At 68.7% G+C, this 19091-nt stretch carries 21 protein-coding genes; 8 read left to right on the top strand and 13 right to left on the bottom strand.

Annotation, left to right across the window (positions count from 1 at the left end; translation table 11 throughout):
* Positions 1–65 precede the first annotated feature (65 nt).
* A complete protein-coding gene (locus AB0D67_RS25030) occupies positions 66–644 on the bottom strand; it encodes a TetR/AcrR family transcriptional regulator (protein ID WP_362940374.1) in 579 nt (192 codons plus the stop codon).
* A gap of 67 nt (positions 645–711) precedes the next feature.
* On the opposite strand from AB0D67_RS25030, the gene AB0D67_RS25025 reads away from it, so the two are divergent.
* Together AB0D67_RS25025 and AB0D67_RS25020 are read left to right on the top strand one after the other, a co-directional pair.
* Positions 712–1500, top strand: coding sequence for an ABC transporter ATP-binding protein (locus AB0D67_RS25025; protein WP_362940371.1), 789 nt, complete (start codon positions 712–714; stop codon positions 1498–1500).
* The gene (locus tag AB0D67_RS25020) at positions 1497–2822 is read left to right on the top strand and encodes an ABC transporter permease (protein ID WP_362940368.1); all 1326 of its coding nucleotides are present in this window, start codon (positions 1497–1499) and stop codon (positions 2820–2822) included. The genes AB0D67_RS25025 and AB0D67_RS25020 overlap by 4 nt, the downstream gene beginning before the upstream one ends.
* An 82-nt stretch (positions 2823–2904) precedes the next feature.
* Here AB0D67_RS25020 and AB0D67_RS25015 read toward each other — a convergent pair whose 3' ends face one another.
* Positions 2905–3660: a sigma factor-like helix-turn-helix DNA-binding protein gene (locus AB0D67_RS25015; RefSeq protein WP_362940365.1), complete on the bottom strand. Its 756-nt coding sequence runs from the start codon at positions 3658–3660 to the stop codon at positions 2905–2907.
* Positions 3636–3989 (bottom strand): SDR family NAD(P)-dependent oxidoreductase, encoded by a 354-nt coding sequence (locus AB0D67_RS25010; protein ID WP_362940362.1) that lies wholly within the window; start codon positions 3987–3989, stop codon positions 3636–3638. The genes AB0D67_RS25015 and AB0D67_RS25010 overlap by 25 nt, the downstream gene beginning before the upstream one ends.
* A gap of 334 nt (positions 3990–4323) precedes the next feature.
* Between AB0D67_RS25010 and AB0D67_RS25005 the strand changes: the two genes are divergently transcribed.
* Positions 4324–4752: a DUF6463 family protein gene (locus tag AB0D67_RS25005; protein WP_362940359.1), complete on the top strand. Its 429-nt coding sequence runs from the start codon at positions 4324–4326 to the stop codon at positions 4750–4752.
* Between the two features lie 162 nt (positions 4753–4914).
* On the opposite strand, the gene sigJ is transcribed toward AB0D67_RS25005, so the two are convergent.
* On the bottom strand, positions 4915–5856 hold the full coding sequence (gene sigJ / locus AB0D67_RS25000) for an RNA polymerase sigma factor SigJ (protein WP_362940355.1): 942 nt from the start codon (positions 5854–5856) through the stop codon (positions 4915–4917).
* 113 nt (positions 5857–5969) lie between these two features.
* Between sigJ and AB0D67_RS24995 the strand changes: the two genes are divergently transcribed.
* Positions 5970–6332, top strand: coding sequence for a hypothetical protein (locus AB0D67_RS24995; RefSeq protein WP_362940352.1), 363 nt, complete (start codon positions 5970–5972; stop codon positions 6330–6332).
* Positions 6333–6367: 35 nt separating this feature from the next.
* Here AB0D67_RS24995 and AB0D67_RS24990 read toward each other — a convergent pair whose 3' ends face one another.
* From AB0D67_RS24990 to AB0D67_RS24975, 4 genes are all read right to left on the bottom strand, one after another.
* Positions 6368–7162, bottom strand: a complete 795-nt coding sequence (locus AB0D67_RS24990) for a metalloregulator ArsR/SmtB family transcription factor (RefSeq protein ID WP_362940349.1) — start codon at positions 7160–7162, stop codon at positions 6368–6370.
* 184 nt (positions 7163–7346) lie between these two features.
* Complete coding sequence (locus AB0D67_RS24985) at positions 7347–7475, bottom strand: hypothetical protein (RefSeq protein WP_362940346.1); 129 nt, start codon at positions 7473–7475, stop codon at positions 7347–7349.
* Positions 7468–8415, bottom strand: coding sequence for a hypothetical protein (locus AB0D67_RS24980; RefSeq protein ID WP_362940343.1), 948 nt, complete (start codon positions 8413–8415; stop codon positions 7468–7470). The genes AB0D67_RS24985 and AB0D67_RS24980 overlap by 8 nt, the downstream gene beginning before the upstream one ends.
* 71 nt (positions 8416–8486) lie before the next feature.
* Positions 8487–9368, bottom strand: a complete 882-nt coding sequence (locus AB0D67_RS24975) for a helix-turn-helix transcriptional regulator (RefSeq protein ID WP_362940340.1) — start codon at positions 9366–9368, stop codon at positions 8487–8489.
* Between the two features lie 269 nt (positions 9369–9637).
* Here AB0D67_RS24975 and AB0D67_RS24970 point away from each other — a divergent pair, with 269 nt between their 5' ends.
* Positions 9638–10174 (top strand): hypothetical protein, encoded by a 537-nt coding sequence (locus AB0D67_RS24970; RefSeq protein ID WP_362940337.1) that lies wholly within the window; start codon positions 9638–9640, stop codon positions 10172–10174.
* Positions 10175–10284: 110 nt separating this feature from the next.
* Here AB0D67_RS24970 and AB0D67_RS24965 read toward each other — a convergent pair whose 3' ends face one another.
* Positions 10285–11220 carry an NAD(P)-dependent oxidoreductase gene (locus AB0D67_RS24965; protein WP_362940334.1) on the bottom strand — a complete coding sequence of 312 codons (936 nt, stop codon included), beginning with the start codon at positions 11218–11220 and terminating at the stop codon, positions 10285–10287.
* A gap of 415 nt (positions 11221–11635) precedes the next feature.
* Here AB0D67_RS24965 and AB0D67_RS24960 point away from each other — a divergent pair, with 415 nt between their 5' ends.
* Together AB0D67_RS24960 and AB0D67_RS24955 are read left to right on the top strand one after the other, a co-directional pair.
* Positions 11636–11956 carry a prevent-host-death protein gene (locus tag AB0D67_RS24960; RefSeq protein WP_362940331.1) on the top strand — a complete coding sequence of 107 codons (321 nt, stop codon included), beginning with the start codon at positions 11636–11638 and terminating at the stop codon, positions 11954–11956.
* Positions 11953–12375 (top strand): type II toxin-antitoxin system VapC family toxin, encoded by a 423-nt coding sequence (locus AB0D67_RS24955; protein WP_362940328.1) that lies wholly within the window; start codon positions 11953–11955, stop codon positions 12373–12375. The genes AB0D67_RS24960 and AB0D67_RS24955 overlap by 4 nt, the downstream gene beginning before the upstream one ends.
* Positions 12376–12637: 262 nt before the next feature.
* Here AB0D67_RS24955 and AB0D67_RS24950 read toward each other — a convergent pair whose 3' ends face one another.
* Positions 12638–13345, bottom strand: a complete 708-nt coding sequence (locus AB0D67_RS24950; RefSeq protein WP_362940325.1) for a hypothetical protein — start codon at positions 13343–13345, stop codon at positions 12638–12640.
* Positions 13346–13741: 396 nt separating this feature from the next.
* Between AB0D67_RS24950 and AB0D67_RS24945 the strand changes: the two genes are divergently transcribed.
* Positions 13742–14065 carry a hypothetical protein gene (locus AB0D67_RS24945; RefSeq protein WP_362940322.1) on the top strand — a complete coding sequence of 108 codons (324 nt, stop codon included), beginning with the start codon at positions 13742–13744 and terminating at the stop codon, positions 14063–14065.
* Between the two features lie 641 nt (positions 14066–14706).
* On the opposite strand, the gene AB0D67_RS24940 is transcribed toward AB0D67_RS24945, so the two are convergent.
* The 3 genes from AB0D67_RS24940 to AB0D67_RS24930 all read right to left on the bottom strand — a co-directional run bounded on the left by AB0D67_RS24940 (position 14707) and on the right by AB0D67_RS24930 (position 19033).
* Positions 14707–15942 (bottom strand): IS110 family transposase, encoded by a 1236-nt coding sequence (locus tag AB0D67_RS24940; RefSeq protein ID WP_362940418.1) that lies wholly within the window; start codon positions 15940–15942, stop codon positions 14707–14709.
* 1496 nt (positions 15943–17438) lie between these two features.
* Positions 17439–17858, bottom strand: coding sequence for a hypothetical protein (locus AB0D67_RS24935; RefSeq protein ID WP_362940319.1), 420 nt, complete (start codon positions 17856–17858; stop codon positions 17439–17441).
* Between the two features lie 302 nt (positions 17859–18160).
* A complete protein-coding gene (locus AB0D67_RS24930; RefSeq protein WP_362940316.1) occupies positions 18161–19033 on the bottom strand; it encodes a GntR family transcriptional regulator in 873 nt (290 codons plus the stop codon).
* Positions 19034–19091: the final 58 nt, after the last annotated feature.

Raw genomic sequence — 19091 nt, 5'->3', positions numbered from 1 at the left:
GCTCTTCAGCGGCCCATGATCGCTGCCAGCGACGACGGCTGTCCGCCTCGCCAGGAGCCCTGCCGTCAGCGGCGGTCGCCGGAGCCGAGGCCGGCGGCGGCGAACCGCTCCGCCGTCGGCGCGTGTTCGGGGTCGGTGAGCCATTGCGCGGCGAGCCCGACGAGCAGGGCGAGATAGTGTGATCCGGCCGCGTGGACCGTTTCCGGATCACTGTCCGGCCCCAGGCCGGCGAACGCCCGCGCCAGCGAGGCCCTCGCGAGCTTCTGACCGTCGGCGATCATCCCCCGGATCTCGTCGTCCTGCCGTACGGACGCGACGGATTCGAAGTTGACGAGCCACAGTGATCGATTGGCCTGGATCGAGTCGATGATCCGGCTCCACAGGTCCACCTGATCGCCGGGCCGGGACCGCGTCTCGCCGGCGGGGCCGGATTCCTCGAGCACCGCGAACAGCAGCTCGCCCCACTCCGTGTTGAGGTCGCGCAGAGCCCGCGTGAGCAGCCGCTCCTTGGACCCGAAGTGGTAGTTGATCGACGCCTGGTTCGCCCCCGACGCCGCGACCAGGTCTCGCACGGTCGTGTGCGCGTACCCCTTGGCCAGCAGGCAGTCCCGCGCCGCCAGCAGCAGCTTGTCCTTTGCACTCACATGCCCTACCGTATCAAATAAACATTCGTATGAAACGATCGTTTAAAACGATGCTTCAGGGGACTCCATGACTCCGTACGCCACCGCCGCGTCCACGCCGCCCATACTGCGCATCCGCGCGCTCAGCTGCGAATATCCAGGAGAGGCCGGACCCGTCCACGCCCTGCGCTCCGTCGACCTCGACGTCGCCCGGTCGTCCTTTCTAGCGATCATGGGACCGTCGGGGTCCGGTAAGACCACCCTCCTGCACTGCGCCGCCGGGTTGCAGAATCCGACGTCGGGCTCCGTCGAACTCGACGGCCAGGACCTTCGCGGGCTCGACCAGGCACAGCTCGCGCGGTTGCGCCGGCGCCGCATCGGATTCGTCTTCCAGTCGTTCAACCTTCTGCCCGCGCTCTCGGCCGTCGACAACATCGAACTCCCCCTGCGCCTCGACTCCCGGAAGACCGAACCCGCGCGCACGACTCGGCTGCTCACCCGCGTGGGGCTCGGCAACCGGGGCGGCCACCGCCCGCATCAGCTGTCAGGCGGCCAGAGGCAACGCGTCGCGGTCGCGCGAGCGTTGATCGCCGATCCCGACATCGTCTTCGCCGACGAGCCCACAGGCGCCCTCGACATCCGCAGCGCCAGGGAGGTCCTGCGGTTGATGCGTGAACTCGCGGACCACGGCCAGACGATCATCATGGTCACGCACGATCCGGTCGCCGCCTCCTACTCCGACGCCGTCCTCTTCCTCGCCGACGGCCGGATCGTCGACCACCTTCCGCGTCCCACCGCGCAGCAGGTCGCCGGCAGAATGGCCGTCCTGGTCGAGTCGGCGGAACAGGCCGTCCACGACGCGGCGGCGCACCGGTGATCAGGATCGCCGCGCGCTCTCTCGCGCATCACCGCACCTCCGCGGTCACCACCGGCCTGGTCGCGCTCGTCGGCACCGTCCTGGTGACGGGCATGATGTGCCTGCTCGGCACCGGGCTGGCCGAGAGCACGGTCGCCGCCGACCGCCCGTTCCTGGTGCAGTTCCCGCTCATCATGGGCGGCTGGGCGGTCTCGATCGTCCTTTTCGCCATGGTCTCGACGATCAGCGTCGCTCTCACGGGCCGCGCCGCGGAGATCGCGGGCATCCGTCTCATCGGCGCGAGCCCCCGGCAGGTGCAGCGGATGCTCGTCATCGAGACGGCGGCCGTCACGGCCATCACGGCGCTCCCGGGACTCGCCATCGGCTACCTCGTCGGCTGGATCGTCACACGGAGCATCCACTCCGCCGGACTCACCGACGCGGCCTCGGTCTTCGCACCCGGCGTGCTCCTCCCGGCCCTCGGTGTGCTCATCGTTCTGGCCGCGAGCGCACTCGCGGCATGGATGGGCAGCCGCTCCCTCGCCCACCGCAGCCCGGTGGCCGATGCCTCCCCGCCCCCGCGCCGCCGTACGGGACGGCATCCGGGACGGCGACGCCGGATCGCCGCGGCGATCACGATCGCCGCCGGTCTGACCTCATCGGCCGCGGTATTCGCCATGGATCCGGCCGACGTGCTCACCACCGCGATGACCGGGCCCGGCTGCGTGCTCGTCGCCGTCGGTCTGTGCGTCCTCGCCCCGGAGCTCATCGCCACGGCGAACACCACGCTCAACGCCCTCCGCTCGGCACACGCCACCGCCCCCTCCCATCTGGCCGCGATCAACCTCTCCGCGGCCCCGGACCGGATGCGACCGGCCGTGACCTTCCTGACCCTCTTCGTCAGCGTCGCCGCGGGCACGCTCAGCATGCAGGGCATCGAGAACGGCGTCGGCACGGCGAACAGCACGGCCCAGGTCCTCGCCACGATCAACTACTTCGTCGTCGCCCTGATCGCGGCGTTCATGGCCATCGCCCTCACCAACAACCTCGTCGCCTCCATCACCCAGCGCCGCCCGGAGTTCGCGGTCATGTCCCTCATCGGCTCGACCGACGCCCAAACGCAGCGGATGCTCGTACGCGAGGTCGGTGCGGCCACCGCCGTCAGCGTCATCGCCGGAAGCGCGGGAGCGTTCATCACCGTCCTGCCCTTCGCCATCGTCAAAACCGGTGACCCCCTGCAGGCGGCGGCACCCCTGCCCTACGCGGTCACCATCGTGATCGGGGTCGGCGTCACCTTCGGCGTCACCTCTCTCGTCGGGAGGCGCTCCATCCGCACGGCGTGAGGTCGTGGCAGGCAGGAGCGGCGGCCCCGCCCTCCTCCGATCACACGTGCCCGACGAACCGCACGGAGCACGGCGGCTCGCGTCAACGCGATACCGATCGCACAGCCGGGTCCAGGTCCTCCCGCGTCCACGGTCGCAGCTTCTCCGGGTTGCGGACGTAGTAGAGGCCGGTGATGCGGGCGTCCTCGGCACGGATCGCGACGACGCCGTCGATCTCGCCGTCCACGCGGATGAGGAGCGCCGGGCCGCCGTTGACCACGATGGGCTCACCGGTGAGCGAGACCTCGTTCTTGCCGATGCCGCCGACGATGAAGCGGGCGACCTTGCCGGCGCTGACGACGGGCCGCAGCGCGGCCTGCCTGATGCCGCCGCCGTCGCTCACCAGGACGACGTCGGGGGCGAGCACATCGAGCAGGCCCCGCAGGTCCCCGGACTCCAGCGCGTTCCGGAACGACTCCAGGACCGCCCTGGTCTCCTCGGAGGAGACCGCTTCACGAGGACGGCGGGCGTCGACGTGCCGGCGGGCGCGGTAGGCGATCTGGCGGACGGCGGCGGGGCTCTTGCCGACGGCGGCCGCGATCTCGTCGTAGCCGACGTCGAACGCCTCATGCAGCACGAAGACGGCGCGTTCGGTCGGCGACAGCGTCTCCAGCACGAGCATGAGCGCCATCGACATGCTCTCGGCGAGTTCGACGTCCTCGGCCACGTCCGGCGCGGTGAGCAGCGGCTCGGGCAGCCAGGGGCCGACATACGCCTCCTTGCGGCTCCTCATGCTGCGCAGCCGGTTGAGCGACTGCCGGGTGGTGATCCGGATCAGGTAGGCGCGCCGGTCGCGCACCTGCGCCAGGTCGGCCCCATCTGGTCGCGCAGTTCCCGTCCGGTCAGCTCCTCGACCGCGCCGACCTGGGCGTAGCCCGCGTTGTTGACGATGACGTCGAGCCGGCCGAAGTGCTCCCTCGCCCGCTTCACGCTCTCGAAGACGGCGGCCCTGTCGGTCACGTCCATCGCGAGCGGGAGCACCGCGTCGCCGTAGGCCGCGACCAGCTCCTCCAGGCTCGCGGGGTTCCGGGCGGTCGCGGCCACCCTGTCACCGCGGGACAGCGCGGCCTCGACGAACTCACGGCCGAGGCCGCGCGACGAGCCGGTGACGAACCAGACCTTGCTCATGATGAACTTCTCCGTTCTTCCCGTGGTGCGGCGTTCCGGGACCGGCGCCGCCTCCCTGCTGTTCCACCCCCTAGGACACGCGACCCGGCGAAGACATAACACCCCTCGGATGTGACCTGCGTCTCTCGCGCCCATGACGCGCCCCCCGGTTCCGCGGCATCCGTGTCCGTGCGGGCACGAGCGGGTCTTCCTGGAGGAACGGCCTCCGTCATCGATCAGCGGGCCTGGCTGCGGCGGTGGGCGCCGCACCCGTGCTCCGCTCCCCGGAGCGAGGGAGCCGCACCCCTCCCGCGGGGGAATACGCCGGGACCGCCGCCTGGAGAGACTGGCCACCATGAGCACCGCACCCGTCACCCGCCCGTCTGAACCGTCCGCGTCCCCGAGCCTGCTCACCGTATGGGCCGGCCGGACCATGATCCTGATCGCCGCGCTGCACACCGTCGTATTCGTCCGTCTCGCCCCCTGGGGTGACTGGCTCGCCGGGAGCCTCCGCGACCGTTCCGCGGACAGCGACTCGGTGGCGACGTTCTGGGCGCTGCCCGGCGGGTTCGTCGTGGTGCTGATCCTGCTGGGACTGCTGGTGTCACGGGCGGGCCGGCGGGGGCAGCACGTCCCCGGGTACGTCGGATGGGTGATCCTCGTCTGGGCGGCGCTGGCCGTCGGCCTGATCGGACCGAGTGGCTTCCTTTTCGCGGTCATCCCCGCCGGACTGCTCATCGCGGCGGACATCACCGCCAGGCGAAGCCCCCGCAGCCGGTCCTGAACGAGTCCCACCGCCTCCCGGAACCAAGGCGTCCCCCAACGCGGGAATCGATCCGGGCTTCATGGACGGCCGGTGAGACACCGAGGTACGGCGGGCATGCGCCGGGCCCGCCCTTCCGATCCAGACATGTCCGATGAACCGCACGGAGCACGGCGGTCCGCGTCAACGCGACGCCGATCGCACCGCCGGGTCCAGGTCCTCCCGCGTCCACGGTCGCAGCTTCTCCGGGTTGCGGACCACCCAGATCCGGGTGACGCGGCCGTCGGCGACGTCGAACGAGGCCACTGTCGTGACGACGCCCGCGACCCGGGCCACCAGGCCCGGCGTGCCGTTGACCGACCGCTCCAGGAGTTCGAGCCCCGGAGCCCTGCCGGCGAGGGCGGCCATGTACCGGGCGATGCGCGCGCCGCCTTCGATCGGGTGCGGAACGGTGCCGGCCCTGCCGCCGCCGTCGGCGGTCATCACGGCGGCCGGGTCGAGGAGGCCGACGAGGGCCGCGATGTCCTTCGTCTCCCATGCCTGCTTGACGCGCCGCACCACGTCGGCCCGCCCGGCCGCCGTCACCGGGGCGCGCGCGTCCTCCGCCCGCCGCCGGGCGGAGGACGCCAGCTGTTTGCAAGCCGAGGGGGTCCGGCCGAGGACGGCGGCGATCTCGGCGAAGGGGTAACGGAAGACGTCGTGCAGGACGAACGCCACGCGCTCGGCGGGCGTCATCGACTCCAGGACGACGAGGAAGGCCATGGTCACCGACTCGTCCAGGACCATCTGATCGGCGGGGTCGCCGGGGTCGCCGAGGCCGGCGCCGTACCCCTGCCCGGCGCGGTCGGGCAGCGGCTCGGGCAGCCACGCGCCGACATAGCGTTCACGCCGGGCCCGCGCCGAGCCGAGCGCGTCCAGGCAGACGCGGCCGGTCACCGTCGTCAGCCAGGCGCCGGGGGACACGATCTCCTCCCGCCGGCTCCGCGGCAGCGCGTACCAGCGCGCGTAGGCCTCCTGTACGGCGTCCTCGGCCTCGGCCAGCGAACCGAGCAGCCGGTAGGCGACGTTGATCAGCCGGCGCCGCTCACCGGCCGTCTCGTCGGCGCCCGTCCCGGTCGTCACCATGCTCCCGGCCGCCTTCCCGCCTTACCTTTCGCAGACCCGCGTCGTCAGATCGGTGAGACCTTATCGATCCACCGCCCCCGGGGGCGGAACAGGGGGCCCGTGACATGGCCGGCATGACCACCCAGGCGACGGCACGACGCCGCTTCTCGTTTCTGCGGACCGCGATCGCCCTGCAGACCCTGACCATCTTCCTGCAGGCGGTCTCCGCCGGGCTGCTGCTGACCGCGCCCTACGGAGAGGCCCTGCACAGCGCCGGAGCCCGCGTCATGTACGGGGCGTCGGTGCTGTACGTGCTCGCGGCGGTGCTGGCGTGGAAGCCGGGCGGCGGCTCGCCCCGGCCCGTCCTGCACGCGTCCGGCTTCCTCGTCCTCGCCTCCGCCCAGGTTCTGCTCGGCATCATGCACGTGCCGTCGGTCCATCTCCCCCTGGGCGTCCTGATGTTCGGACTGAGCGTGCTGGCGCTGGTGCGGCGCTGAGTCCTCCAGCGGAGTCTCCGGCCCCGGCAGGGAGGTCACGCGTCGGCCGGCAGCGGTTCACCGGTCTCCAGCAGTGACTTCAGGCTCGCCACCACGTTCGGCCAGCCGTGGCCGAGCATCTCGACCATGCTCGATCCGGCCTCGAAGCCGTCGTGCACGACGGTGAGCTTCACGACCTGCCCGGAAACCTCCTCAAGCGTGAAGGTGACCTTCGAGCGGGCTTCGCCGGACAACCGGGCGAGCGTCTCCTCGTCCCAGCCGAAGCGCTTGGCGAGCTCCGGGGTGACGGAGTGCCAGGTGTAGGAGAGCCGGTTGTAGGGATCGGCCTCCAGCACGACCTGCTCCGGGTCTTCGATCACCACGCCGTGGTTGTCCCAGGTCATCGGCGAGCCGGTGGACCAGTCCGTGATGAACTCCGTGGCCCAGTAGCGGCGGGTGAAGGCGGGCTCGGTCAGCGCCTGCCAGAGCTTCTGCGGGGTGGTGCGGATGTAGGTGGTGTAGACGAAGGTCGGCGCGTCCATCGGGGGCTCCTCCAGGGCGAGTTTCAGATCCGCCAGGGCTTGGACCCTGGCCCGGTCGTAACGGCTGATCCACCGGTGGGCGATCTCGTGCACGGGCGCGGCGTTGAGGTAGTGCAGTTTCTCCCGGCCCCGTCGCACGGTGGTGACGAGCCCGGCCTCCTCCAGCACCGCGAGGTGCTTGCTGACGGACTGTCTGGCCATGTCGAGCCCGGCGCACAGCTCGCGCAGCGTCTGCCCGTTGCGGGCGTTGAGCGAGTCGAGCAGCGCGCGCCGGCTCGGATCGGCCAGTGCCTTGAACACCTCGTCCATGCCCGCCCTCGTATCCGGGTCGCCGTCCGCCGATATGCAGCCTTTCGGCTGCCTATAAATTAGGCAGCCATATGGTTGCCTGTCAAGGTGGGTGACCACGATGGGCGGGCGCGCTCAAGGACATGGGCGCCTTCGCCGGTCCCGCCGTCCCGCCGCGAACGGCGGGACGGCACGGACGGCACGGTCAGTGGCGGCTGAAGGGTGCCCACTCCCTGACCGGCAGGTCCGGGAAGAAGTCCCTGGTAGGCGTGATCGGGCCGTGGGTCTCCTCGACGCGGGTGACGGTGACGTCGCCGAGCTTGATCTCATGCATGGGGCGCTCCGATGGTGGCCAGGATCAGGTTGGGGTCGGTGCCGGTGAGGTAGGCGGCGCTGAGCACGTAGAGGGTCCGGCCGCGCACCGCCACCGAGGTGGGGTTCTGGAGTCCGGCGGTGAGAAGGGTCACGGCACGGCCGTCCGTGTCGATGCGCACCACCTTGTTCGGGGCGTTGAGGGCCGCGATGACCTGGTCGTCCCCGTCGCGGGTGAAGGCGATGTCATCGATGCCGACCAGGCCGGTGGCCTTGACCTGGACGGGTCCGGGGCGGCCCTGTCCGATCGGAATCCTGAGCAGGGTGCCCTGGTCGAGATTGGTGGCCCAGACCGCGCCGTGCCGTACCTTGATGCCGTTGGCGCCGAGGAATCCGGCCGCGGCGAGCTCCGGTGCCGACGACCAGGTCCGGGCGGGGCCGCCGTGCAGGGGCACCATGGAGATGGAGCCGAGGACCGAGTCGGTGAGGTAGAAGGTCTCCGCCGGTTCGTCGTAGGCCAGGCCGTTGGGCAGGCCGTTCGCCGGGAGCGCGGCGATGCGCTGCGGTCCCCCGCCGGGGCGCAGCCGGTAAAGGCCGGTGGTCGCGGCGTCGCCGCTGGCGTACAGGAAATAGAGCGTGCCGTCGGCGGTGCGGACGATGCCGGTGGTCAGGGCGAACCCGAGGGCCGGTGCGCCGCCGTCAGCCGGGGCGGGGAGGGTCGCCAGGATCCGGACCGTGCCTTTCGGGCTGATCGCGGCGACCTGGCGGGCGGCGGCGAAGGTGACATAGGCCGTGCCGTCCGGGGCGAGGGCGATGTTCTCCGGCTGCCGGCCCTTCGTCACGTCGAAGTGCACCGCTATCCGGGACGTCGCCGCGTCCGACGGGGATGACGGGGATGACGGGGATACGGTCGTCAGGCCGATTCCGGCGGCGATCGCGAGGGCGAGCAATCTGGTGCGCATACCTGGTCCTGTCTGAATGAGGGCGTGCGACATCGGGCGCTCCGGTCGAAGCGCCTGGGGAACGTGCGGGGTCAGCTGGTGATTCGGGTGCGCCGGGACGACCGACCCGTCAGGGCGCTGTGGACGAGCAGCGTCATCGCGGAGTGCGAGGGCGAGCCGGGTTCGGTGGTGGCGACGACCACCGTCTGGTCATCGGTGGTCCGAAGGGTCTGCTGGGTCACTCGCATGGCGCCCACCAGCGGGTGCCGCATCTCGTAGACCGTGTCGCCTCCGGTCTTGACGCGGTGGTCGGCCCACATCGTGACGAACTCCGCGCTCTTGACCGTCAGCTCTCCGACCAGCGAAGTCAGCAGTGGGTCGTCCGGATGACGGCCGGAGGCCATGCGCAGGGTCGCCACGACGCCCCGTGCCTTCGCGGGCCAGTCGGTGTACAGGTCGCGGGTGTGCGCGTCCAGGAACACCAGGCGAGCCATGTTGGGCCGCTGCCGGGGTGTCTCCGCACCCTCCGGGGCCAGATGGCCGGCGTACAGGGCATGGCCCGGCGTGTTCCACGCCAGCACGTCACCGCTCCGGCCGAGCACCAGCACGGGCACGTCACCGAGCACCGCGACCAGTTGACGTGTCGCGGGGCTGACCCGTTCGGCCGCGGCATGGCGTACGGTGCCCCGGCGGCGGCCACCGACGGCCAGTTCATGCAGGTGCAGGCGCTCCGCGTCGTCCAGGCGCAGGGCTCGGGCCAGCGCGTCGAGTACGTCGGGCGAGGCGTTGGACGCCTGGCCCTGCTCCAGCCGTGAGTAGTACGACGCGCTCACGCCCGCCAGTAGTGCCAGTTCCTCCCGACGCAGCCCGGGGACCCGGCGCCGGTCACCGTAGGTGGCCACCCCCACGTCCTCGGGTCGCAGCTGAGAGCGCCTTGTCTGAAGGAACGCCCCGAGCTGTCGTCTGCTGTTCATGGCTCACAGTATTCGCGACCGGTTCGCGGGCCAGCCACACTCTGCCAGGGATAGGCACGGTCGGAGCAGGCTCATCTCGTCGACATGCAGCCCTTCGGCTGCCTTGCCCCGCCTCGTCGAGCACGCAGCGCACGCGCGCCCACGGGTCAGCAGAGGAATCCCTGGACCGGACCCGGCGGCTCGGCCACGATGAGGACATGACCGGAAGGGGATCGGCGCGGCCGCCGGAAGCGGGCGGAGGAGCAGGCTCGCGACTGAACTGGACGGCGGTGAGCGCTCTGGCGGGTGCGATCGCCACCGTGATCGCACTGGTCGCCTACCTGATGCCGCCGGCCCCGCCTCCGCAGCCCCAGCCCGGCACGGTGGTTCCCACTCCGGTCCCGCAGTCATCGTCACCGGATCCGGTCACCGCCCGGCATGAACCGCCGGCCTCGAGGTCATCGCCCGAGTCCAGCGCGCCCCAGCCACCGAACCCCACGCGGGCGGCCCCGATCTCCACCCCGCTGCTGCCGGCGGCCCGGCCCGGCGGCTGCGACGAGGCGGCGACGGCGCTGACCGCATACGGCCGCAACGCCGGGGCCGTCCGCAGCAGCCAGGCGGCCGCGGCCCAGCAGACGTACCGCGACCTGATGGGCGCGGCCCTCGACGCGCAGGGGGTGGTGGGGGCGAAGATCAGTCGGCTGGCCGCCGAGTTCCAGGAGCTGAGCTTCCGCCTGACCGGCATGACCGGCGGCGACCCCGACCAGGTGATCGCGGATATCAACACGGACATCGCGGAGCTCGACAGGCTGTGCGGATCCCCCTGACCTGGGCCTCTCCATATCTTAAGAAGGGCAACCATCCTTGCCGGATGGCTGCCGGTAGGCGTTCGGCTCCCCGAGCACCTACCGAGGCGGGAAAAACGACACTCAGCACGTCACATCCCGGCCCGAAGGCCCTGACGCCAGGTGGGGTGTGCCGGGTGCCAGCCCAGTTCGCGCTTGGCCTTGGCGTTGGATGCGCCGCGTAGTTCGGTCATGAGCATGACACCGGCCTGCCCGGCGGCCAGCCGTCCGATGAACCTCGGTACGCGCATCGGCTTCTTGGCCCCCAGCATCGCCGCCAGTTCCGGCAGCCATTCGGCGACCGGGGCGGGATCGTCATCGGCGATGTTGTAGACACCGCGGGCGCCGTTCTCCACGGCTGCGACCGTGGCCTCGGCGGCGTCGGCGATGTGGATGAACGACCACACCCCGCCGCCGTCGCCGACGATCGGGAACTTGCGCTTGCGGATCATCTCGAACTGCGCGGAGCCTGGCGCCATGGAGGTGCCGGGTCCGTAGAACGCGCCGTAGCGCAGCACGATCCCTTCGGCCCAGCCGGCGCCCAGCACGGCCTTCTCCAAGTACTCGATCGCAGCGATCATCGCGGTCATCTGGCTGATCGGTGAGCGATCCAGGGGGTCCTGTTCGTTCTTGACCGGCCCGCCGGTCCGGTCGTAGGTGAACGCGCCGTTGCTCTGGGCGATGAACCGTCGTACTCCTGCGGCGCGCGCGGCCGCGAGCAGGTTGTCGGTGCCCTCGATCCGCAGCCGGTTGGTGGCGGCGAAGCTGCGGTCGAAATGGCGGGTGTCGATGTGCCCGATGGCGGTCAGCTGGTGAATGACGACCTCCGGCGCCGCCTGGCGCACGGCCTCCTCGACCTGGGCGCGATCGAGCGCGTCGGCGATGACCGGTACCGCGCCCAGCTCTGAGACCCGGGCCTTGCCCGACTCGCTGCGGATCATGGCGAACACCTCGTGTCCCGCATCGACCAGACGCGGCACCAGTTCCCTGCCCATCGCTCCGGTCGCTCCTGCCACCAGCACTCTCATCGTCGGCTCCTTTGCCGTCCGGTTCGGATTCGTCACTTGAACCGGACGGGCGGCCTTTTCCTGACAGGAACCGGAAGTGATGCCCGTCACATCACAAGCAGGGACTCCCCATGGCCGGTCGCCGTCGCTGAACCTCGCCTCGGTGCCGGGTGCCCTGCGAACCTGCTCGATCTCGGACAGGGTGCTCCGGATACGGGCGGAGACGGCCGGCGGCGCATGAGCCGATCCGGGCTTCGTGGAGGCCGTGATCTGTCCCAGGTCCCGTGGAGTCGCGTGCTGCGCCCTGAATCCGACGGGGTCTCATCGACGGCTGGTCGTATCGCGGCAAAACGTTCCCTCAAGTCCAGGTCCAGAGCGGGTTTCCAGATTGTGCTACCACATAGCACCACGTAGCACTCCGTTGTACGGTTGATGGATGAGCACTCCTCAGCCCGACCCCACCCATCAGATCTCCCAACGCGACCTCCGTAACCGGTCCGCGGAGATCATGGACGGCCTGGAACGCGGAGAGCGGTACGCCGTCACCCGCAACGGCCATCACATCGGCGACCTCGTGCCCATCCGCCGTCGGCGCCGGGCCGTCTCAAGAGCGGAGTTCGCAGCCATGTCCCGGGGCATGCCGCGCCTCGACGACCGGAAGTACCGCGAGGACATGGACCGCCATGTCAACGACGATCTGTACGATCCGTACGATCGCGCCTACGGCAGAGGCGAGTTCACCGGGGACGGGGAATGAGCCACGTTCAAGGGCTGCTCGACACCAACATCCTCATCCTGCGTGCCGGGATCGATCCGGACGAGCTACCGGACGAGATGTTGATCAGCGCCATCACCGCCGCGGAGTTGTCGGTAGGTGTGCTCGTGGCATCCGGACCGCAGCAACTCGCTCAACGGATGAAGATCCTTCAGGCGGCCGAGGCCGAGTTCGATCCTCTTCCCTTCGACGACACCGCCGCCCGCGAGTACGGCCAATTGTGGACCGCCGTCATCGCCTCAGGCCGCAAGCCTCGTCCTCGGACGGCGGACCTGATGATCGCCTGCGTGGCCATCGCCAACCGTCTTCCGCTCTACACCTGCAACCCCAAGGACTTCAAAGGCCTGGATCATCTGCTCACGGTGGCTCCGGTCACCCGACCACGATGGACCGACGCATAAGGGCATAGGGCACACGGGCGGGCACGGGAGCCGGACGAGGCCGGACGAAGAGCGAAGCCCAGGTGAGGCGACCATGCCTGACCTGGGCTTCTTTGTACCATGAGAGTGGTGGAGCCTAGGAGATTCGAACTCCTGACATCCTGCTTGCAAAGCACCTCGGGTGGGGGCGGGACCATAGCGGATACCCGCTCCCACCTGCGCATATGGTCCACGGTGATCTGCGGCCGTCCGGCATCGTCCGTGGTCGTCGTCACTCAGTCGGTCACCCGGAGCTGGCGCTCTCGGCGCGCTCTTTCGGCTCCTCCGCCCACACGTTCCGGCCGTTGGTCCACAGCTCGGAGGCGTGGTAGCCGAACCGGTCGAACAAGCCGTCATCCTGGTAGCGGCGCAGGTGCAGCATCGGCGAATCATGCCCGACCAGCTTCGCCAGGTGCGGCGTCACCAGCATCTCGGAATCGAACCGGAAGACGCTCATGGCGATGTGCTCGTCACTGAATCTCGCCTCGATGCCAGGCACCCTGCGAACCTGTTCGATCTCAGACAGGGTGATCCGAATACGGGTGGAGACGGTCAGCGGGACGTTCTCCACCTCCTCACGGCGACGGGTGACCTCACTGTCCGGATCACCGACCAGGAAGCGGACCTTGCAGCCCTGCTCGGCCTTGCGCTTGAGGATCTTGGCGAGGTTGGGGTGTTCCAGCCACAGGAAGTAATTGGTGTATCCGGCGAACACGATCTCGTTGCGGGCCGATGTGATCAGGCCACGCCAGACGGACTTGGGGCAGGCCGACCGGTAGGGATAGACGGTCAAGATCTCCCTGTCGGGACCGGTCTTCACGGTGTTGCGGATCGCCTCTGGCCACAGCACTGCCGAATCAACTCCCAAGATCTCAGCGGCGGCCCACTGGTGTCGGAGATGCGGGATGCGTGTCTCGTCCTGCAACCAGCGTGCCACAGTCTTGACGTCCACCCCGCAATGATCCGCGAGGCGATGATCGTTTACCTTTGCGTCTAGCATTGCGCGACGTAAAGCGACATTAGCCACCATTCACCTCAAGGAAGCGAGGACGTCAGGGACGTTTTCGACTCTAACGTTGAAGCGTCCTAGACGTCTCTGGAATGAGGTGGGTTCGTCACTCCCGCCGAATGACTCTTAATCCATGTCAGCTCCCGTGATTCTGGAAGATCTTCAGGCGGCCTTCCCCGGCTGGTGCATCTGGCGAAGTTCCGAAGGCCGATTGTGGGCTACCCGGAATGGCCGGCACCTCACGGATGAAGAAGTAAGCCGCGGTCTCTGTCAGACGATCGATGCCGACAACGTTTCCAAACTCGCTCAGCAGCTCCGTGACCAGGAGGGCTTGGAGCCATGAACGCGATGCCCGTGGGGTACCCATCGGCGTTGGAGGCGGCTCAGAGGCTCCGTGACGCTCTGACGCGGTACGACATCACCGCCATCATCAACGGTGACCACGACCTGGCGGTGGTGTCGGTCTGCGCGGGCCTGACGGTGTGGTGCAACGGGGAGCGGTTCTGGTGGTACGCCGGGTGGGACGATCAGCGTCGATGCCGGGTGAACGCCTCGCAGGAGGTGGGAGCACTCGACCGGGCCGCCGAACGGATCAGCGACCACCATGCCCAACTCCGGCGCCCGTCCTCCGGCTCCCCATACTCCGGTGGAGCCCCGGTATGACCGGCACGACGGACCGGGACACGGTTCTTCCCGTGGCCGGGAAACCGGCGCTCGCGCAGCCTGCGGTGCAGCTGCACGCGGGCTGCGGTCTGCTGTTCCAGCGGCAAGCGGGCACCCCGTTCACGATCTCCCCGGTGCGGGGCGAGGAATGGCGGCGACAACCCCACCGGCTCACAGACCTGCTGTGGGCACGAGTCACCGACCTGTGCCCCCTGCCCGGAGGGCGGCGCAGCCACCCCATCGCGGTGTGCTGCGAGTTCCCAGCGGGTGATTCCCTGGTGACCACCGTACTCAGTGACGCCCTGGTGGTGATGGAGCCCCGGTGTTCCCCCGCGGGATCCATCGGCGTCACTGCTGACGGTGCGGCGGCGCGGTCTCTTCCCCGTGCCCGCGCCGCCGCATCCGTCCCGCAGCACCATGATCAGGTCAGCCGTGTCATTCGATGGCAACCCGACCCGTACCGCAGGGCCTCCCAGGCCCGAGACATCCGATGGGCGGGGCGTGTCAACCCGGTCCGGAGTGACCGCCGGCGCGAGCGGCGGGTCGTGGGCATGACAGTGGGCGCGCCGGCGGTTGCTCCGGCGCGCGGGGGTCTGGGGGCTGCGAAGCCCCCAGCGGCAATGAGGCTCAGCCCGGCCGGCTCACGCTGCGGCGGGCTGCTCGGCCGATGTGGAGAACGCCGCGTGTTCTCGGTAGGTCTGGCGGGTGGTCAGGCAGTGGAACAGGCACCCGAGCAGCCGGTTGTAGAGGTTGCGCAGGGCGGCGGCGTGGCGCTCGCCCTGGTCTTTGCGCCGGTCGTAATGGGCTCGCGCTCCAGGTGAGGCGGTCAGGGCGGCGAATGCCCACACATATCCGACCGCGGCCAGGCGCTGGTTCTTGACCCGGCGGTGCATCACGGCGCGGCTGCGTCCGCTGGCTCGGGTGACCGGGGCCGCGCCCGCGTATGCCTTGAGCGCTCGGGCGTCAGCGAAGCGGGTGCGGTCGTCGCCGATCTCGCCGAGCAGCCGGGCGCCGGTCAGGTCGCCCAGGCCGGGGAAGCTGGTGATGATCGCGTGGTCAGGGTGGGAGCGGAACGCGGCGATGGCGGCTTCTTCCAGGGTCGTGGCCGAGGTGCAGGCGGCGTCCAGCACCGCCAGCAGCGCCAGGGCCTGGTGTCCGTAGGCGTCTTCGACCACAGCGGGCTGGCGCAGGTGCTCGGCGCGCAGTCCGGCGTGGATCTTCTCGGTCCAGGACTGCAGGTGGTAGATGCGGCCGCTGCGCTTGAGGGCGGCGCGGATCTGTGGGCGGCTCAGCCGGGCGGCTGCGGCAGGGGTCGGGGCGATGGCCAGGATCGCGCGGGCCTCCCGGCAGCTGACCCCGCCTTCCTGGCTGGCGAACAGCTCCAGGAAGGCGGGGTAGTACTCGCGCAGCAGGGAGCGCAGCTCGTTGCCGGTGCGGTGGACGCGCCACACGGCATCCTGCTGGGCGCGGGCCAGCACGGTGACCGCCTGGGCCTGGTGGGTGTCGGCCGGCAGCGGCCGGTGCATGGCCATGTCGGTGCGCAGGATGTTGGCCAGCACGATGGCGTCCTGGCGGTCGGACTTCTTGCGGGAGATCGCGTGCCGTTCCCGGTAGCGGGAGGCGCTGAACGGATTGATGGCGAATACCGGGCGGCCGGAGGCGCGCAGGCAGGCCACCAGCAGGCCGCGGGGTGTTTCGATCGCGACCGGGATCGGGGTCTCCGGGCCGTCGCCGGCCTCGGCGAGCATGGCCAGCAGTTCTTGGTAGCCCTGCACGGTCTCGGTGATCCGCCGTTGAGCGATCACGGTTCCACTCTCGTCCACCAGGGCCACGTCGTGGTGGCGCTCGGCCCAGTCGATTCCGCAGAAGACGCGCACTGTCACCTCCGCTGCTCCGGTTGCTCCTCTGCCCGTGGCGGGGTTCTTCGGCGCCCTAATGACAAGGCTCGGTAAGGCCTACCATCCGATGAGCCGTCCGTGACCCCAGCGACCCGCACAGGCCCCGGTCTTGCTCGGAGCTGGCCGCTCACCAACGTGTGAAAGGGGTTCGTCCTGTGCGGGCGGGCTCAAGCCACGGTCTATCAGGTCGGGCACGTCCCCGTCCGGTCGAATCGGTGACGGTGCCGGTCTCGGGCGAAAGATCTCGGAGATCTTGCAACGGAAGTAGGCATCCGCTCCGCGCTGCCGGACCGGGGACGTGCCCGCGACCGTCATTAGGAACGGAAGCGGGGCGGCAGCCTTGTCCTTCCCTCCGATCAGACGTGCCTGATGAACCGCACTGAGGACAGTGGTCGGGGTGGACGTGAAGCATCCCGAAGAGTCCTCGTAGCGGTGGGGCCGGCGGAGTGGCGGCAGCGCGTACCCAAGGGCGGCGGGTTCGTGCGGTGCGGCGCGTGCTGGGTGCGGCGGGCGGCGGGCTTACGCCGTGCCGTCCCGGCTGGCGCGGGCCGGGACCGGCCGCCAGGGCCGCACGCCCGGCCCGCCGGCCGTGCCGGGACGGCGGGGCGTGTCCCGCCGTGCGGCGGCGCGGAGCGCTGCCATCCGCTCTCAAGCAAGCATGCTCCCTCTCATAGGAGGGAAGATGGAGCTACCTCTAAGGAGACGCAGCCAGCATCTACGCGCTGTTCAACAAACTTCAAACTCACTAAGCTACCAGATCCAGACATCTCCTGATCAGCACGAAAGCCTTGACTCTCCCTGCCAAGGCGGTCAAAAAGTTGACTGCTCTCCAGCAGCACTGCATGATAGAGGAGCCACCAGCACTAGCTCGTGGAAGTGAACCCGGCAGCTCTCCGGACGGTGAGTCGGCCGGGTTTCGCGCATATATGAGGTCAGAGGCTTCTTACGTTACCGACGACCTTCTCCGTCCGCCGTCGCCAGTCCCCTCCCTTTCCAAAAGACCAAGCGACGATGTCTGGAAGCCAGAGGAGCGGCTCCGCTGCTGGACGATCATGCGTGTACGCAAAGCGATCAAGAACTTTAGCTTTGTTCACCATCTCACGGACAACTTGCCGATCTTGATGATCCTGGTCACAGGACTCGATCACCAGTCGTCCCACACCAAGAGATATGAGATCAGGGATAGCGCTACGTAGGCAGTCGTCACGTGCCGCCCTCTGCGACCGAGCGCCTAGCTTTGTCTGGTAGACATGAGCTTCGACGCCTAGCCCTGTGATCACACTCAGGATTTCTCGACGTCGGCTATCGCTTTCACTCTTCATGTGAACTCGATGCTGCCCTGGCTTGCACAGCTTCTTCAACGCTTGTCGTGACGCAGCAAGATCACTAGGCGCAAGCACAGCTACGCAGATGAGGTAACCGTGCCTAGCGGACTCATCTGCGAACGCATGCTTGGCGATCACTCCATCCTCCGGCTAAGCATCCTCATCGTCGACACCAGACTCCTTGCCAGCACTCCTGTTGCTCGTAACTTCCGTACCGGCGTCCTTGAGGTCGATGCACAAGATGCCGTCGTCCAGGTAGGCAACCCAGCGGCGGGAAACTGCTACGTCGATGTTGTAGTACTTCACGAAGGCAGTGCCAGAGACGATGTAGGGGCCAACGCTTTTTCCGTTCTGCGCCCGCAACGGGTAAGCATGTTCAGACTCCCTAGAAACCGCACGAAACCCGACAATGCGCTCTTTAGGGTCATACAAAAGCTCTAATGCCTCAGGCTCGCCCAGGAGGGCATGAGCAGCCGCGTTCATCGAGATAATGCCACGCTTCTGGACAGTGACGAACGGCTGCTTGACAAGAGGAGCCATCCTCTTCGTGAACGTCTCAAAGTTTGGCATCCCTACCTCCTTCCACACTGTATGCCGGTCCAACTGAGAGGATAGCACGGGTAAAAATATCTCAATGCTCTTAACGCATGGCCTAACGTTGCATGGAAAGGCAAGGCTGTTGACTGCTGCCCTACACAGCCCTGCGTGCCCCACTGCATAGGCAGAGTGAGTGCGCACCAGACCGGAAAGTCGAACGCCGGGCGCACCGTCACCTGGAGCTCGGCAAACCGCCGTAGGCGGGTTGCCCTTGAACCAGTAAAGAAACTCTGAGCCATCTTGTGATCAATGTGATGCTGGCCCCAAAGCCGGGCCTAGATCACCAGGGCGATGCCGTTGTCGGTGAGTTCTTGCGGAGTGAAGACGGCGCTGGGGTCGTCGGCGAGTTCGGCGCTGTAGCCGATCTCGTAGTGGTCGGCGGGGGCCTTGACCTCGGTGACCTCGATGGGGCGGCCGTTGTGGTGGGCCATGGTGCGGCGGATGACGAGGACGGCCTCGGCGTAGTCCATGCCCAGGTCGGTGCGTTCGTGTTCGTAGGCGATGCGGGAGGTCGTCAGGGTCATCCAGCGGACGGGGCCGTGTTCGCGGATGAGGGACTGGTAGAAGAACGCGGGGCGCTTGCGGTACTGGTGGAAGCGCTTGGGGTCGTCGAAGTCGGGGAGCATGTCGGCGTTGGTGTAGGAGTTGATCTCCAGGCGGGCCGACGCGCCGTGGATGCGGGCGGTGTGGCCGCGGTGCCACATGCTGCGGCGGTGGATAACAGGGTGGCCGGCGCGGACGCCGAGGATGATGGCGATGTCCCGGTTGGCGGTGATCTTCTCGCTGGTGAACAGCGGGGCGTCGGGGTCGGTGTCGCGGAGGGCGAGGTCCCAGCCGAAGGCTTGGATGTCGGGGTGGTTGCCGGGGGCGGCCAGGTCGGGCCGGTTCTGGTGGCTGATGAGGAGGACCTGGCGTTCGGGCATGGGGCGGACGAATGAGCCGCGTCCGCGCATGACGTAGGCCAGTCCTTCGGAGACCAGGGTGTCGATGGCCTTGCGGACGGTGGGGCGGGAGACGTCGTAGCGGCGGACGAGTTCGGGTTCGCTAGGCAGGGCTCCGCCGGGTGGGTAGCGGCCGTCCAGGATGGCGGCGCGCAGGTCGCCTGCGATGGTGCGCCAGCGGACGTCCTTGTCCTCAGTGGTCTCCATGACCTCTCCTTCTCGCGAGCTTTCCATAACCACTTGTACTACAGGTTGCATAGACGCT

Origin of the sequence: Streptosporangium sp. NPDC048047, from assembly GCF_040653115.1 — a bacterium.
In the GTDB taxonomy this organism is placed as follows: Bacteria; Actinomycetota; Actinomycetes; order Streptosporangiales; family Streptosporangiaceae; genus Streptosporangium.
Note: the sequence above shows the minus strand (reverse complement) of the source record. Positions and strands in the feature narration are given on the sequence as shown.

Coding starts and splice junctions, on each gene's coding strand:
- AB0D67_RS25025 (WP_362940371.1), top strand. CDS start 712: ATGACTCCGTACGCCACCGCCGCGTCCACGCCGCCCATACTGCGCATC.
- AB0D67_RS25010 (WP_362940362.1), bottom strand. CDS start 3,989: ATGAGCAAGGTCTGGTTCGTCACCGGCTCGTCGCGCGGCCTCGGCCGT.
- AB0D67_RS25005 (WP_362940359.1), top strand. CDS start 4,324: ATGAGCACCGCACCCGTCACCCGCCCGTCTGAACCGTCCGCGTCCCCG.
- sigJ (WP_362940355.1), bottom strand. CDS start 5,856: ATGGTGACGACCGGGACGGGCGCCGACGAGACGGCCGGTGAGCGGCGC.
- AB0D67_RS24995 (WP_362940352.1), top strand. CDS start 5,970: ATGACCACCCAGGCGACGGCACGACGCCGCTTCTCGTTTCTGCGGACC.
- AB0D67_RS24990 (WP_362940349.1), bottom strand. CDS start 7,162: ATGGACGAGGTGTTCAAGGCACTGGCCGATCCGAGCCGGCGCGCGCTG.
- AB0D67_RS24985 (WP_362940346.1), bottom strand. CDS start 7,475: ATGCATGAGATCAAGCTCGGCGACGTCACCGTCACCCGCGTCGAGGAG.
- AB0D67_RS24980 (WP_362940343.1), bottom strand. CDS start 8,415: ATGCGCACCAGATTGCTCGCCCTCGCGATCGCCGCCGGAATCGGCCTG.
- AB0D67_RS24975 (WP_362940340.1), bottom strand. CDS start 9,368: ATGAACAGCAGACGACAGCTCGGGGCGTTCCTTCAGACAAGGCGCTCT.
- AB0D67_RS24965 (WP_362940334.1), bottom strand. CDS start 11,220: ATGAGAGTGCTGGTGGCAGGAGCGACCGGAGCGATGGGCAGGGAACTG.
- AB0D67_RS24960 (WP_362940331.1), top strand. CDS start 11,636: ATGAGCACTCCTCAGCCCGACCCCACCCATCAGATCTCCCAACGCGAC.
- AB0D67_RS24955 (WP_362940328.1), top strand. CDS start 11,953: ATGAGCCACGTTCAAGGGCTGCTCGACACCAACATCCTCATCCTGCGT.
- AB0D67_RS24945 (WP_362940322.1), top strand. CDS start 13,742: ATGAACGCGATGCCCGTGGGGTACCCATCGGCGTTGGAGGCGGCTCAG.
- AB0D67_RS24935 (WP_362940319.1), bottom strand. CDS start 17,858: ATGCCAAACTTTGAGACGTTCACGAAGAGGATGGCTCCTCTTGTCAAG.
- AB0D67_RS24930 (WP_362940316.1), bottom strand. CDS start 19,033: ATGGAGACCACTGAGGACAAGGACGTCCGCTGGCGCACCATCGCAGGC.